Annotated in this window: 9 protein-coding genes; 7 read left to right on the top strand and 2 right to left on the bottom strand. The window is 64.9% G+C overall.

Features of this window, described 5'->3' with window-relative positions; translation table 11 throughout:
- Window positions 1-96: 96 nt before the first annotated feature.
- The 5 genes from IPM16_21145 (at window position 97) to IPM16_21125 (ending at window position 4,998) form a co-directional block, all read left to right on the top strand.
- Window positions 97-1,068: a nucleoside hydrolase gene (locus IPM16_21145; GenBank protein MBK9125613.1), complete on the top strand. Its 972-nt coding sequence runs from the start codon at window positions 97-99 to the stop codon at window positions 1,066-1,068.
- Between the two features lie 22 nt (window positions 1,069-1,090).
- Complete coding sequence (locus IPM16_21140) at window positions 1,091-1,987, top strand: hypothetical protein (GenBank protein MBK9125612.1); 897 nt, start codon at window positions 1,091-1,093, stop codon at window positions 1,985-1,987.
- A gap of 43 nt (window positions 1,988-2,030) precedes the next feature.
- Window positions 2,031-2,951: an esterase gene (locus IPM16_21135; GenBank protein MBK9125611.1), complete on the top strand. Its 921-nt coding sequence runs from the start codon at window positions 2,031-2,033 to the stop codon at window positions 2,949-2,951.
- Between the two features lie 78 nt (window positions 2,952-3,029).
- On the top strand, window positions 3,030-3,515 hold the full coding sequence (gene purE, locus IPM16_21130; protein MBK9125610.1) for a 5-(carboxyamino)imidazole ribonucleotide mutase: 486 nt from the start codon (window positions 3,030-3,032) through the stop codon (window positions 3,513-3,515).
- Between the two features lie 7 nt (window positions 3,516-3,522).
- Window positions 3,523-4,998 carry a DUF348 domain-containing protein gene (locus IPM16_21125; protein MBK9125609.1) on the top strand — a complete coding sequence of 492 codons (1,476 nt, stop codon included), beginning with the start codon at window positions 3,523-3,525 and terminating at the stop codon, window positions 4,996-4,998.
- A 140-nt stretch (window positions 4,999-5,138) separates the two neighbouring features.
- Here IPM16_21125 and IPM16_21120 read toward each other — a convergent pair whose 3' ends face one another.
- Window positions 5,139-6,233 carry a hypothetical protein gene (locus IPM16_21120; protein MBK9125608.1) on the bottom strand — a complete coding sequence of 365 codons (1,095 nt, stop codon included), beginning with the start codon at window positions 6,231-6,233 and terminating at the stop codon, window positions 5,139-5,141.
- Window positions 6,234-6,351: 118 nt separating this feature from the next.
- Window positions 6,352-7,293: a hypothetical protein gene (locus IPM16_21115; GenBank protein MBK9125607.1), complete on the bottom strand. Its 942-nt coding sequence runs from the start codon at window positions 7,291-7,293 to the stop codon at window positions 6,352-6,354.
- 156 nt (window positions 7,294-7,449) lie between these two features.
- Between IPM16_21115 and IPM16_21110 the strand changes: the two genes are divergently transcribed.
- Complete coding sequence (locus IPM16_21110; GenBank protein MBK9125606.1) at window positions 7,450-8,385, top strand: response regulator; 936 nt, start codon at window positions 7,450-7,452, stop codon at window positions 8,383-8,385.
- 87 nt (window positions 8,386-8,472) lie between these two features.
- Window positions 8,473-15,711, top strand: a complete 7,239-nt coding sequence (locus tag IPM16_21105; GenBank protein MBK9125605.1) for a GAF domain-containing protein — start codon at window positions 8,473-8,475, stop codon at window positions 15,709-15,711.
- The last annotated feature ends 4 nt before the right edge of the window (window positions 15,712-15,715 follow it).

Here is a 15,715-nt window from a genome sequence, read left to right as displayed (position 1 = left end):
ACGTGCGTTACAACCTGCCAAACCGGGTACGATGAGCCGCGAGTCTGCGCTACACTGTGCCGATGGATTCCGGCGCGCTTATGAGGAACGCGACGTATGCGAAGCATGATCATCGACACCGACACCGCCAGCGACGACGCCGTCGCCCTGCTGATGGCGCTGCGGCACCCGGACATCGACGTCAAGGCGATCACCATCGTGGCTGGCAACGTGCCGCTGAAGCAAGCCAGCATCAACGCGCGCTACACGGTGGAGTTATGCGGCAAGGAGACGCCAGTCTACGAAGGCGTGTCAAAGCCGCTGATCCGCGAATACTACGACGCGCAGTTCTTCCACGGGCCAGACGGCATGGGCGGTATGTTCTATCCCGCGCCCAAGCGCCCCGCACAGCCCGGCCATGGCGTCGACGCCCTGATCGAGACGATCAAGGACAATCCCGGAATTGTCCTCGTCACGCTCGGCCCGCTGACCAATGTCGCGTTGGCTGTGTCGCGCGCGCCGGAGATCGTCGCCAACGTCAGCCGGTGCGTAGTAATGGGCGGCGCGGCCAACGTCGTCGGCAACATCACGCCGGCCGCGGAGTACAACATTTGGTGCGACCCGGAAGCGGCGCGCGCGGTGTTCCGCAGCGGCTTGCCGGTCGAGATGGTCGGATGGGAATTGTGCCGCGGCGAAGCAAACCTGCTCGACTCCGACATCGACTACTGTAAGAACCAACTCGACACCGTGTACTCGCACTTCACCATCGACTGCAATATCAGCGCGCTGCAGACCAATCGCGAGTGGTTGGGCGACCCGGGAATCGGCCTGCCTGATCCGGTCGCGATGGCGGTCGCTATCGACCCGGCCATCTGCACGCGCGCAAGCAAGCACTATGTCGAAGTCGAATGCGACGGCGAATACACGCGCGGCATGACGGTGGTCGACGCGCTGAACGTCACCAAACACGGCACCGGCAACGTGGCGATGTGGGCACCGCACCGTGCCAAAGGCGATCCGCACATCACCGTATGTTGGGAGATCGACGTCGCACGCTGGAAAGACCTGCTGTTCGACCTGCTGCGTTAACCGCCACAAGGAATATCTTGGCATGGTAGACATTGTCAGCATCGGATCGGTGTTCATCGACGACATCGTGTATCCGGACGGCCGCACTCAGATGGGCGTTCTCGGCGGCGGGCCGATTCACGCGGCGTGCGGCATGGTCATCTGGGACGAGCGGCCGGGCCTGTGCGTCACCGTCGGGGCAGACATCGTCGACACGATCCTGCCGCGTCTCTCCGCGCACTGCGACACCGAAGGCATCGTCGTGGTCGACCTGCCGCAAATCCGCGCATGGCAGGTTTTCGAACACGACGGCACGCGCCACGAAATCCTGCGTGTCAAGGAGATCGAGCCGTTCATGACCGGACCAGCGCCGGTACAGCTACCTCCGGCGTGGGGCGAGGATCCGACTCTGTACATGGTGCTTTCGGGCGACGACTTCCTGCGCTGGCACATGACGTTCCCCCACACCGACATCATCTGGGAACCGAACCAGTACTACATGACTGCAGACCGCGAGCGCGACATGATCGACCTGCTGCCCATGGTCGATGTCGTCTCACCCAATCTGTCCGAAGCACGCGCCATGTTCGGTCCGCTCAGCCCATCCGCGATCGTCCACAGCATGTTGAGCGCGGGCGCGCGGGTGGCCGTCCTGCGTATGGGCGCGGACGGGTCGCTTGTCGCGAAGCGCAACTCACCGGAACCGATCCATGTCCCTGCCGTGCCGGTCGAGCGCATTGTCGACGTGACGGGCGCGGGCAACGTGTTTAACGGCGCGTTTACGGTGGCATGGCGGCGCACCGGCGACGCGCTCACCGCCGCGCGTTGGGGCGCTGTCGCGGCATCGTTTTCACTCGAGACCGAAGGGTTGGTCAACCTCGATCGTCCCGACCTGATTGCCGAGCGCGACCGGCGGCTTGCGTGGCTCGAAAGCCGGTGAGTGGCCGGCAGCTCAAACCGAAACGTACGCAAAGGACAACCCCATGCCCTATCTCTACACGACCCTCGGCCCCAAGTCGGCGTCCGACCTTCGGATGATCCTGCCGCACGAGCACGTCTTCGTCGACCTGCGCACGTGGGACAAGCCCGGCTACGCGCAAGCCGAGGCCGCCGACGTCATCGCCGTGATGGCGCCGGAGATCGAACGCATCAAGGCGCTCGGTGTGACAGCCCTAATCGAATGTACGCCGATCGGCGTTGGCCGGCGCGCCGACCTCGACAAGGCCGTGTCACAGGCGACCGGCTTTCCGATCGCCGTGCCGACCGGCATCTACCGCGAGCCGTGGATTCCGCCGTGGGCGCACGAGGCCGGCGAGGACGCGCTGTGCGACTGGATGCTTGGCGAACTCAACGATCATCTCCAAGAGAGCGACTTCCCGGCCGCGTGGATCAAACTGAGCGCAGGAGACGACGGCCTGACCGCCACCGAGACCAAGATCCTGAAGGCGGCGACCCGCGCCTCTGCCGCGACCGGCGCGCTGATCGGCAGCCACACCATCCGCGGGCGAGTCGTGCGCGACCAGCTCGACATCATCGAGGCAACGGGTGGCAGCCCGCGCCGATATGTGTGGATTCACACGCAGGCCGAGCCGGACTTTGCGCTGCATCTCGAGATGGTGAAGCGCGGCGCATGGGTCGAATACGACGCGCTCGGCAACCCCGATGCGCCAGACGACGACACGGTAATCGGATGGCTGTGGGCGCTGCACGACGCGGGATTCGGCGCGCAGGTGCTGCTCAGCCACGACCGCGGCTGGTTCGACCCCGGCACGCCGGACTTTGTGCCCAAGCCGTACACCTACCTCAGCGAGACGTTCATCCCCAAGCTGCGCGCCGCCGGCTTTGACGACGAGGCGATCCGGCAGTTGACTCACGTCAACCCGTTCAATGCGTTCGCGCGGTGAACGCCGGGCAGGCGTGCGATTGGGCTTCGACTGCTGCGCTATAATTCCGCCGGAGATGAGTACGCCGGAGACATGCCGATGACCGCGCCGCTGGTCGGAATCGTGATGGGCAGCGACAGCGACTGGCCGACGATGCAAGCCGCGGCCGAAGTGTGCCGCGAGTTCGGCGTGCCGTACGAAACGCGGGTCGTCTCGGCGCACCGGACCCCTGCCGACATGGCTGAATACGGCCAATCTGCGCACGTGCGCGGGCTGAAGGTGATCGTCGCCGGGGCGGGCGGCGCGGCCCATCTTCCGGGGATGCTCGCGGCCTATTCACCGCTGCCGGTGATCGGCGTGCCGGTGCAGAGCAAGGCGCTCAGCGGCCTCGACTCGCTGCTGTCGATCGTTCAGATGCCGTCCGGCGTGCCGGTCGCGACGGTCGCCATTGGCGCGGGGCGCAACGCCGGCTTGCTCGCCGTTCAGGTCATCGCCGCGTCAGATCCGGTGCTGCTGGAAAAGGTTTCCGCGTATAAGGCGGCGTTGGCGGAACAAAGCCTCGCGAAACGCCTGCCGGACGAGTAACCTGCGCATGGATTTGAGCGACACCCAGCCCAACCCGCGCCACGACGACACGCAGCCCACGTCCCCGATCGGAACGCGCCGGCCCAACACCCTCCTGATCCTCGCCGCATTGGCAAGCGCGGCGCTGGCGATCGCCGGCGGCATCGCGCTGATCTCGACGCTCACGCAGCGCCCGGCCCCGCCGCCGCTCGTGCACCTCACTTTGATCGTGGACGGGTTAGCCGAGGACGTCACGACCGATGCCCGTACGGTCCGCGAACTGCTCGAACGCGAGGGCATCACGCTGACCGGTAGCCTCGCCGTCGACCCGGGCCCGGACGCGCGCCTACAGGCCGGCATGACCGTATTGGTCGACGACCAGCGACCCGTCACCCTGACCGTCGACGGCGCGACCAGCGTATTCCGCACGGTGATCGAAAACCCGGCCGACATCTTGCGCGCCGCCGGCGTCACCGTCGATAACGACGACGAGGTGATCGTCAACGGCGCGCCGGTCCAGCCCGACCAACTGCGTCGTTATCCGCTGCCGGCCAACCGCATTTCAATTCGTCATGCTTTGACGGTGTCGCTAGTCGATGGCGACGGACCTGGGCAGTCGCTTGTCACAACGGCCGACACGGTCGGCGATGCGCTGGCAGAGGCCGACGTCACCCTGTACTTGGGCGACTCGATCAATCCCCCCGCCGAGTCCGCGCTCGAACAAGACATGCAGATCGTCATCGATCGGTCGCTGCCGGTCACCGTCGAGCTGGACGGCAGTACCACCGCGACCCGCACGCAAGCCGAGCGTGTCGGGGCGCTGCTGGCCGAGCTTAACATCGCGCTCAACGGGCTGGATTACGCTGTGCCGCCGGTCAACGCGCGCCTGCGCGCCGATATGACCGTGCACATCGTCCGCGTCACGGAGGAGATTATCGTCGAGCCGATCGACGTGCCCTACACGCGCGTGACCTTGGCCAACGCCGATATGGATCTCGACACTACGGCGATCACTACCGCCGGCGTCCCCGGGCGCGACGAGCGCCGCATCCGTATCCGCTACGAGAACGGCGTCGAAGTGCAGCGCTTCGATGAGGGCGTGGTGCGCGTGCAAGATCCGGTCAACGAGGTCTTGAGCTACGGCACGCGCCTCGTCTACCGGACTATCGACACGCCCGACGGCCCACGCGAGTACTGGCGCAAGCTGCGCATGTACGCCACTAGCTACCATCCGGCGGCGCTCGGTGGCGACGACGTCACCGCCACCGGCGCGCGGCTGACCAAAGGCATCGTCGCGATTAACCCGCGCATCGTGCCCTACGGGACCATCCTGTACGTCGAGGGCTATGGCGAGGGACTCGCCGCGGATACCGGCGGCCCGCGCAGCACGCCGTACTGGATCGACCTCGGTTATGACGACGACAACTACCGCCGCTGGTCGCGCTACGTCGACGTGTATCTGCTGGCTCCGCCGCCCAACAACATCCCGCTGCTGCTGCCGTAGCACGAGTCTTCCAAAGGGGCTTTCGCCCTCTGGACTCCCGTATCTGCGAAATGAGGGCGCCTGCGCCCTCATTTCGCATTATGGAGGTGCAGGAGGCCGTGCCTCCTGCCGGGGTGCGGAGCAGCGCCCCGCGACAGCACTTATTCCCCGCCGGTCTCCGGCACGAGGATTTCGAGAGCGCGCTCTTCGAGCTGCAGCGACAGGTCGGCAAGTTCGCCGGTCGAGAGCTGCAAGCTGAGGCGCTGAAGCTCGCCCGACGCCACCAGCACGCCGATCAGCACGAGGATGATCCCGCTGATGCGCTTGATCGTCTTCATGCGGCGGTTGAGCCGGCGCATTACGCCCTGCGCGCGGTCCAGCGCCAGCGCCGAGAGGATGAACGGGATGCCAAGGCCCAGACTGTAGGCGGTCAACTGGAGCGACGCGAGGCCGACGTTGCCGGTCTGCGCAGACAGCGTGAGGATCGACCCGTACACGGTGCCGATACACGGCGACCATCCGGCCGAAAACACGATGCCCATGAGCATCGAGCTGAGCAGGCCGCGGCCTTCCTGATCCATCTGGCCGCGCGTGTCTTGATAGAGGCCCATCTCGATGCCGGTGGTCGTCATGGCAACGAACTGGCGCGGGTTGGCGAAAGCGCCAAAAGCAAATAGAACGAGCCCAAAGATCGCGGCGGAAAACAGCGCAAGCGCGTCCGGCCACACCGGCGCGCCGGTGTACGCCGGTTCCCAGATCGTCAGGCGGCCTGCGAACCCCCACACCAGCGCGACGACGCCGACAATCAGCACGCCAGCCACGATCAGCGCGTGCGTCCGACTGGATTCAATGCGGCGCACGCGCTCGAACAGCGCCGGCAGGAAGCCGCCGAAATGCAAGCCGAAGAACACGATCAACAGGCCACCAAGCCGCCCGATGATGCCGGTCACGCTCGACACGTTCTGGCCGCCGATCTCGCGGATCAGCGCGGTGGTGATGACGCCCAACAGCACGAACACGATCGTGAATCCGAACACGAACGCTAACCCGTGCAGCCCGAGCGCGAACCGCTCGCTGAACGAGCGTGCGACGACGGCCGTACCGCCGGGGCCGGCCTGCACCGACGTGGCTTCGGCGTTATGGATGGCACGCCCGCCGAGATAGCTGATATAGGCCGGTACAAGCGGCAGCACACACGGCGAGATGAACGAGATCAGGCCGAATACGAAAGCGATGGGAAGGGTGACTTCAAGCATGATGGCGCGCGGACTTTCAACATGGATACGATCGGTAGACGCGACAAGAGAGCCGAATTATACACCGCTCGGCATAGTCACATGATGAGAACTGTCCCATCTATGCGCGCGAAATGTACTATCCTGCACGCACAAACGTGAGTGACGTCTCCTCGACCCATCCGCGTGTGATCGTGCCGGGAACGGCGACGAACCACCAGAACTGCCCGCCTTGGGCGTGCCGGCCCTGCACCAATACCAACTCTTGGCCGGGGCGCGCAGTGTAGAAGGGGCCAACGTCGGATGCCGGCGCAGGCCGCAGCCAGCTGAACGACACGGTCGACCGCACCCGGACCCGGTCGTTCGCGCTCCAATCCGTGCCGGGTACGTCGGTGGGCAGCGGGGTCGGCACGGGAACCGAACCTTCGATCAACACGAGCGACGCTTGCTCGACCCAACCCGCGATGCGTGTGCGCGGATCGCGCAGATACCACCACCACTGGTTCATGTTGTCCGCGACCGGGCCTTGAATCAACGTCAATACGGCGCCGGGGAAGACCGTCAGCAGCGGTGGCTGTTCCGGGTCGGGATACGGCCGTACGCGCAGCCATGCAAACGGCACCGTGCTGTTGACGCGCACCGATTTACCCGGGCCCCACTGTACGCCGCCCGGCACGGGCGTCGCCGACTCGCAGGCGGGCTGGATCGATTCGACCTCGACCCACGTGGCCGCGGGGCTGGTATCTGCTATCCATGCGCTCACCCACCACTGTGTGCCGTCCCATACGGTGCGCGGTGGATTGTCGATGGCCAGCTTCTGACCGGGAAACACCGTCGCGTTGAAACCAGCCGCCGACGAGGGCTGCTGCCTCAGCCACGCAAAAGGCACGCCGGGGCGCAGCACATAGGGACACGTCGGCACGAGCGCGGGAGTCTCGGACGTGTTCTGCGCCAACACGGGTACACTGCCAAACAGGAACAAAAGGCCGAAAACAAGAATCGCGGATCTCAACGGACGCCGGAACATGATCGCTGCTAAGCCTCGCCATCTGCCGTCGTTGACTCGATTATCGCCGCGCATGCCCTGCGAATCTTGACGGTCGGCCTCTGACCGCACGACGCATCGGCGACAAGGCGCAAGCATCCCTAAATGCACCACGCTCAAACATGCGGTATCATGGTACCTAATGTTATCGCTGCACGGCGCCTCAAGCCGTGTGTGGTTAAGGGCGGATTTATGGCGACCAAAGGGCGCATCCTGATCGTCGACGACGACACCGACATTCAGTTCATGCTCAAGTTCTACTTCACCGGCGTCGGTTACGAAGTCGAAACCGCCGATCATGGCCGCGACGCGATCGCGCTGGCCCGCCGCCAGCCCCATTCGCTGATCATCCTCGACATCATGCTGCCGGACATGGACGGCTTCGAGGTCTGCCGCGAACTGCGTACCAACAACCGTACCAAGTACATCCCGATCATCTTCCTCACCCAGCGCGACGAGCGCAGCGACCGGCTGAACGGCCTCGAACTGGGCGCGGACGATTACGTCACCAAACCGTTCGACGTGGACGAGTTGGGCCTGCGCGTAGGCAATGCGATCCAAAGCGCCAACCAGATCGGCGAGATCGACCCCCGCAGCAAGCTCCCGACAGGCCGGCTGATCGAGGACTACCTGCGCGGCTTGATGCGCCAGTCCCGCCCGTGGACGTACATCGACGGCAAGATCAACCACTTCGACACGTTCGCCGACGTCTACAGCTTCGTCGCCGCCGACGAGCTGATCCGCTTCACGGCGATGCTGCTGGCCGAGGTCATCGAACAGCACGGGACTCCTGACGATTTCATCGGGCACCCGGGGCGCGACAACTTCGTCGTCGTCACGCACGCCTCCGATTCGAAGCGCCTGCAGGAGGAGATCGAAAGCCGCTTCGCAAAAGGGGTCAAGCAGCACTATTCGTTCATCGACCGCGAGCGCGGCTACGTGCTGGTGCCGGACTCCAGCGGCGACCGCCGGGTCGACCTGATGTCCATGGCGATCGGAGCGGTCAGCACCGCGACACACCGATTCTCGGACATCCGCGAGATCACCGAACTCGCCGCCGAAGATCGCCGCCGCCGTGCCGCTGGAATCGTCGAGAGCGAGAACACGCGCTTTCGCAGTACGTGGTAGGCGAACACCCTAATCGCAAAACAGCCGTTTTTTGCGTTACACTGGAGTATGCTGTAACACCGGCTTAACAACAAACCACGGAACGCCATGAACGTCGCGTTGATATTGCTGCTGGGGGGAGGTGTCGTCACGCTGTGGCTGTACCTTTTCACGCGTCAGCGCAGCGCCGTTAGCACCGAGTCCGCGGTCAAGATCGCCGAATCACTGCCCGACGAACGGCCCGGCGAAGGTGTGCTGATCGTGCGCGGCCTCGGTCAGGTCGTCCACGCCAACCGGACGCTGAAGGGCTGGCTCGGCCTTGATGACGACGTCCCCGACCTCGAACAAATCACGCGATTGATTCAGCCGCCGGACAACTTCCTCGGCCTGCTCGGCTCGCAGCGCGAAGCGGCCTTCCGCATCGGCGATCGCTGGATGGAAGCGCTCGTCTACGACGTCCCGCACGAGAACGACCGGCGCCGCATGATCGTCGTGCGCCAGGTGGGCGCGAAGGACTCCGACCAGACGGTCGCGTCCACGTCGACCGGGCTTGACTTCTCGCGCGCGTTCCGCGTGCTCAATCAGGCGTCGGAGCTGGTCGACATCACGGCCGGCGTCGAGCCGACCCTGCAAGCCATCCTGACCGTGCTGCATCCGGTCATCCATTTCGACGGCGGCGAGATCAACCTTTACACCGACGACAACACGGCGCTCACCCCGCAGGCATGGTTCGGTGACGCGCGCTACATCCTCTCGCTGTACGAACGCGGCGGCCAGTACCCGTTGGAAGGCGGCCTGCCGGGCTGGATTCTAGACAACCGCAAGGCGCTGGTGCTCAACAACCCGACTGACATCGAGGCGCTGCGCCCGATCGTCTCGCCGTTCCCGTATGCGAGCGTGGTCGGCATCCCATTGGTGTTGGGCGCGCAGGTGCTCGGTACGCTGCAGTTGTATAACGACCGGCCTAACGCCTACTCGCAGCAGGATGCAACGCTGCTGCTGGCACTCAACGACGCGCTGGCTAGCACCATCAGCGAAGCGCAGCAATATGCGCAGCAGGTGCGCCGGATCGAAGACCTCGTCAGCTTGCAGTCGCTGGTCGAACAGGTGTCCGGCCGTGGCGAATCGCGGCCCGAAGCGGTGTACGGCGCGCTGGCAAAACGCGTGGCAGAACTGAGCAGCGCGCAGATGTGCGGCGTGCTGCTGTACGACGAGGTGCGCGGCGGCCTGACGGCGGCCCTGCCCTTCCACGGCATCCCGGATGCATTGGCGCGGTCGCTGTTCGTGGCTTTGCCGGCCGGCAGCGCTGCCCGCGACATCTTCGAGCGACAGCCCTACTGGCTTGCCGGCGACCTCCGCGACGAACCGCTCGCCACCGAGATGGGCCTCGTGACGGTCATGAGCACGATCGGGATCCGCAACACGCTGTGGGTTCCGCTGCAAATCAGCCGCGACCGGATCGGTATGCTGGCGGTGTTCAACAAACTGCGCGGCGGCGAGTTCACCATCCGCGACGTCGCCAACCTGCGCGCGATCGCGTCCCAAGCGACGGTCGTGGTCGAAAGCACGCGCCTGCTCAGCCGCGAACAGCGCCTCGACGCCGAGCTTGAAGGTCTCCAGCAGATGACGCTGGCGATCGGGTCGTTGGCCGCCGAATCCGACTTCTACCGCGCATTGACCGACCGCATCAGCACCTTGATGAACGTGCGGACGTGCGCGCTGCTGCTGTTCGACCGCGAAGCGCTTCAGCTTCGCTGCATCGTCCCTGCGACTGGCCTCGACGACAAGATCGCCAGCGAGTACGCCATCGACTTCGCGTCGGGGAGCGTGTTCCGCGCGCTCTGGGAAGACGAGGATAGCTGGTACACCAACAACACCGCCGCCAGCGCGTTGATCATCGCCGCCGGCCTCGAGCCGATCGTGCAGAAGGCGCGCATCCAGCGCACGATGTTTGCCCGCCTCACCTTGCGCGGCCAGCTCACCGGCGTCATCCAAATCGCCGACCCCGATCAGGGGCGCGACTTTGACGACGGCGACGGGCGCTTGCTCACCATTTTCGCCACACAAGCCGCGACGATCCTTGAGAACGCGCGGCTGTTCCAAGAGATCCAGCGTGCCTCGCAGCGGTCGGAGTCGCTGCGGCGGATTGCCGAACTCGCAGGCGCGATGAACCGCCTCGACGAGGTCGCGCACGATCTGCTCATGGCGATCGCAGAGGCCACTCTGTCGCCCATCGCGTACATCAGCATTCTCGACGGCACCGGCAACCTGATCACGACGCCGGAGCGCGTATACGGCGAGAAGCTCGACAAGCCGACCGTCCAGAGCATGTACGCGCCGATGTTCCAGCATTCGGTCGTGATGAGCCGGCGACCGTACATGGGCAACGACGTGCTCAACGACGAGCGTGTGCTACCGGAGTACAAACGCATCGCCAGCGAGTTGAACGTGCTAAAGTCGGTGCTCGTGCCGCTGGCCGTCGGCGATCGCAGCATCGGCGAAATGGGCATCGCCAACCGCGGCCGCGACTACACCAACGACGACGTCGAACTGATGATGACGATTGCGTCGCAGGTCGCGCCGGCCATCGACCGCGCGCTGCTCTACGAAGCGACCGGCCAGAACCTCGCCCGCCGCCTCGAAGAACTCGACGCCGTCAGCCGCGTGTCGAACGAACTGACGCTGACGGTCGATTTCGACCAAATCTTGAACGTCATCCGGCGCGAGGCGCTTCGCGCGACATCGGCCGGCAACAGCACGGTCGCGCTGCTTGCGCCGCCTGAGGAGTGGCCGACGCCGGATCAACCGGTGCTGGCGCGGCGCTTGGGCGGCCTGCGCGACACCGTCAGCTTCGATACCATCGCGCCGATCGAGCGGCAGGCAGTCACCGCCGGCGCCGAGCCGGTGCTGATCCACGATTACCACGCGCCAGACAGCAAGCTCGGCCCGATCCCGCGCGATGCGCGCTCGGCGCTGGCCTGCGCCATTCTGTGGGTCGACACGGTCATCGGCGTGATCCATCTGTGGGACAACCAGCCCGAGGTGTTCGACGACACCGCCGCGCAGTTCCTCTACACGCTGGCGACGAAAGCCTCGCTGGGCTACGGCAACTACATTCGCTATAACGAGCTGCGCGAGCGTTCCGACACCCTGCGCCAGCGCGTCGAACAGCTCAACCGTATCTTCGAGCTTAGCTCGGTGCTGGCCTCCACGACCGAACCGGTCGAACTGATGGAGGCGGTGGCGTTCAGCGTGCAGAACTCGGCTGGCTTCGATCAGGTCGTGATGCTGCTGGCCGACGACGAAAACGTGCTGCATCGCGTGGCACAAGCCGGTGTGCCGCTTGAGGTGTTCCGCGAGAGTCAGGTCAGCACGCTGACGTCGGCCGCTCTGCGCGAACTGCTCGATCCCGAGTATCACTTGTACGGTACCAACGTCTTCCTGATCCCGCCCGAACAGCGTGAACGCCAGCGCGACTCGCTCGAGACGCGCTTCGACGGCCAGCGGGAGGTTCAGGCGACCGGCCCCGAGGCATGGCACGACGGCGAACTGCTGGTCGTGCAGATGATCGCGCCCAGCGGGCGTACCATCGGGGCGATGCTGCTGGACCGGCCGTTCAACGACCTGAAGCCCGACCGCACCACTGTCGATCTGCTGGAGACGTTCGCCTATCAGGCCGCCAATGCCGCCGAAAGCACGACACTTTTTAACCAAGCGGTGCGCTTGCGGATGTTGAACGAAGCGGTCGTCAACTCGATCCAGCAAGGCATCGTCGTGATCAACGAGACCGGCCGGATTGTGACCATCAATCACACGATGCGCGAAGCGTTCCAGTGGACGGATCGCGCGATCGGCTACACACTGGAAGAGTACCGTCCCGAGCTTTCTCAACTGATCGGTTACGCGATCGACGTCGTGCTCGCTGGCGGTCAGCCGCAAGAAATGACCGACGTCGGCACGTACGATTACGATGACCGGCCGCAGACGCTCAACATGTACGTATACCCGCTGGCCGGCCAACAAGGCAGCGGCGCCGTGCTCCTGCTCGAAGACACCACCGAGCGCCGCGCGCTGGAACAGGCCATTCAGGTGCGCGCCGATCAGCTTGGCGCGCTGACACTGGCCAGTAACCGCGTGACGGCTTCGACCGAACGCTCGATCGTCATCCTTAACGCCATGACCGAGATGCACCGGCTGATCCCGTATCAGACGATGGCCGTGTGGCGGCGCTCCGGCTCGGTACTGACGCTCGAAGACGCCGCCGGCGAATTGTGGGAAGGCGTGCGCACCGAGGCCGAAGCGGGCGAAGAAGCCACCCGCCTGCGGATCAACGACTATCTCGCGCTCCGGCAGGTCGTGGACAGTCAACGGACGTTGGCGGTCAACCTGCCGCCTGACGAGCCGACCGAATACGACCCGATGCCTCCCGGCGCAGAAGGCGCACAGTCGTGGCTTGGCATTCCGATGGTCAATCAGGGCAACGTCGTCGGCGTCATCACGCTGGCAACGCCCGAGGCCAGCGCCTACGACAGCCCGTCCGATCAGAACGTGTCGTTCGCCTTCGCCTCGCAGGTCGCCAACGCCGCCGCCAACGCCGAGCTGTTCATGCAGGCGTTCGAGCGCACCAACGAAATGTCCACGCTGCTCGAGGCCGCGCAGGCCACCGCCGCGACCCGCGACTTGAACGAACTGCTCGAACTGATCGCCGGCTTGATGTTCGGCGTCGTCGAAGTCGATCAGTGCCTGATCATGGCGTGGAACGAGATTGAAGACAACGTCGAGATCATTCAGGATACCGACCGCTACGGCGATCTGTCGCGCCTGCGCGAACGCGGCGACCGGCTTGACCTCGCCCAGTACCGCGCCAAGAGCAAGGTGCTCAAATCGCGCGAGCCGCTGATCCTGATCGCCTCCGACAACGAGGACGTGTTCGGGCGCGACGTGACCGAAATGCGCGAGCGCGGCGAAACCCAGCGCGTGCTCATCCCGTTGGTGACCGCCGACGGCGCAATCGGTCTCGTACAGCTCGAGACCTACAGCCGCGAGCCACTGGATATCACGTCGCAAAACCTGCGCATGGTGCGCACGTTGGGCGGCCAGCTTGCCGTCGGTATCCAGAGCGCGCGCCTGACCCACGAGATGTCGAACATGGTGGCGGAGTCGTTCGCGCTGAACGACCTCAGCCAGTCGCTGTCCTCGTCGCTGTCGGTCGAGCAGATGATGGACACGATTCGGACGCGCCTGCCCGGTGTACTGACCGCCAGCCAGTTCTATGTCGCGCTGTTCAACGAAGAGACGGGCAACGTGTCGTTCCCGGTCGTCATCCGCGATGGCGAAGCGGTCAGCGTCCCGTCACGGGCTCTTGCCAACGACGAGGTCGGTTACGTCTACAAGAACAACCGCATGCTCAGCATCGGCGCGGACTACTTCACGCCGGACGAGCTGCGCCGCAGCATCGGCATCCAAAACGGCGAAGGCGACTACAAGAGCTACATGGCCGTGCCGATCACGGTCGGCGCGAAGGTCTACGGGGCCATCGCGGTCCTCGACGGCAAACGGACGCGCGCGTTCTCGCTGAACGATCAGCGCGTGCTGTCGACGGTCGCCGCGCAGCTTGCCGCTGTGCTGGAAAACGCCAACCTGTTCCGCCAGATCAGCAGCCTTGCCGAAGACCTCGAACGGCAGGTCGTGGCGCGCACGCAGGAGCTTGAAGACGAGCGCGACCGCCTCGACACGCTGTACCAGATTACGTCCGAGCTGGCGCGCACGCTCGACATGACACAGTTGGAGCAGCGCGCACTCGAAATGCTGGCGAAAGCGGTCGGCGCGGACGACGGGCTGATCATGCGCTTCGACGCGCTGAGCGACGATTTGGTGACGATGGCGACGCTCAGTACGCGGGCCGAAGGCGACGATACGCCGCACGCCGGCGAACAGGTCGGTCACTGGCTGATCGACAACGGCCCGGAACTCAACGTCGGCGATCTTGAGTCGTGGCCGCACTACGACGCCGAGCAGTCCGGCGCGAGCGCGTGGCGCAGCGCGGTCGGCGCGGTGCTGCAAGCCAGCGACGGCGAATCGCTCGGCGTGATCGTGCTGCTCGGCCGGGAGATCAATGCATTCGGCGAGTCGGCGATGCGGCTGGTCGCCGCCGCTGCCAATCAGGTCGCCGCAACCATCAACAACGCGCAGTTGTACGCGCTCATCCGCGATCAAGCCGAACGCCTCGGCCAGATGCTGCGCACGGAACAGGAAGAAGCCGAGAAGAACGCGGCGATCCTCGACTCGATCTCGGACGGCGTGGTGCTGGCCGATGTCGACGGCAAGGTGATCGTGAGCAACCCCGCCGCGCAACGCCTGCTCGCCATGAGCGCCGACGAACTGCTCGGGCGCCCGCTGAGCGATCTGCGCAGCATCAAGGACGGCGGCCTCACGCCGTGGATCGACAGCCTGCTCGACAAGACGCAAGCGGCCCACGAGGACGACGCGCCGATCGAATTCCGCCTCACCCTATTCGACTCGATCATCAACACCAGCACCACGCCGGTTTTCAGCGATGGCCGGTTTGTCGGGCTGGTGTCCGTCCTGCGCGACATCACGCGCGATGTCGAAGTCGACCGCATGAAGTCGGAGTTCGTGTCGAACGTCAGCCACGAGTTCCGCACACCGCTCACACCGATCAAGGGCTTTGCCGAAATGCTTCTGTTGGGGGCGCTCGGACCGGTCACCGACCCGCAGAAGAACACGCTCGGCATGATCAAGTCGAACGTCGAACGCCTGACCGTACTGGTCGACGATATCCTCGACATCTCGCGCATCGACAGCGGGCGCGACACGTTGAAGGTCGGAGAAGTCGACGTTGCCGAAGTCCTGCGCGAGGCCGTCGACAAACAGCGCAATCGCCCGCAGCACAAGGACAAGACGCGCACGCTCGATGTCGACATCAGCGACGAGCTGCCGCACATTCAGGCCGACCGGCCCAAGCTGATGCGCATTTTCAGCAGCATCATCGACAATGCCTTCAATTACACGCAGGACGGCGGCACGATCAGCGTGCGCGCCGCCCTCGATGGCGACCGCGTGCTGGTCAGCGTGGGTGACGACGGCGTGGGCATCCCCGAGCAGTACCGTGACGCGGTGTGGCGCCGCTTCCAGCGCATCGACGAACACGCGCTCAAGCTGGAAGTCAGCGGCACCGGCCTCGGCCTGTCAATCGTGAAAGAAATGGTCGAACTGCACCACGGTGAGGTATGGTTCGAGTCGCAAGTCGGCAAGGGCACGACCTTCCATGTCGCCCTGCCGTTGGTACAGCCCGGTCAGGCCGTCGGCCTACCGGCGATGGATTAGCCGC

Source organism: Candidatus Flexicrinis affinis, assembly GCA_016716525.1.
Classification (GTDB): Bacteria; Chloroflexota; Anaerolineae; order Aggregatilineales; family Phototrophicaceae; genus Flexicrinis; species Flexicrinis affinis.
This window is presented reverse-complemented; position numbering and strand designations above follow the sequence as displayed.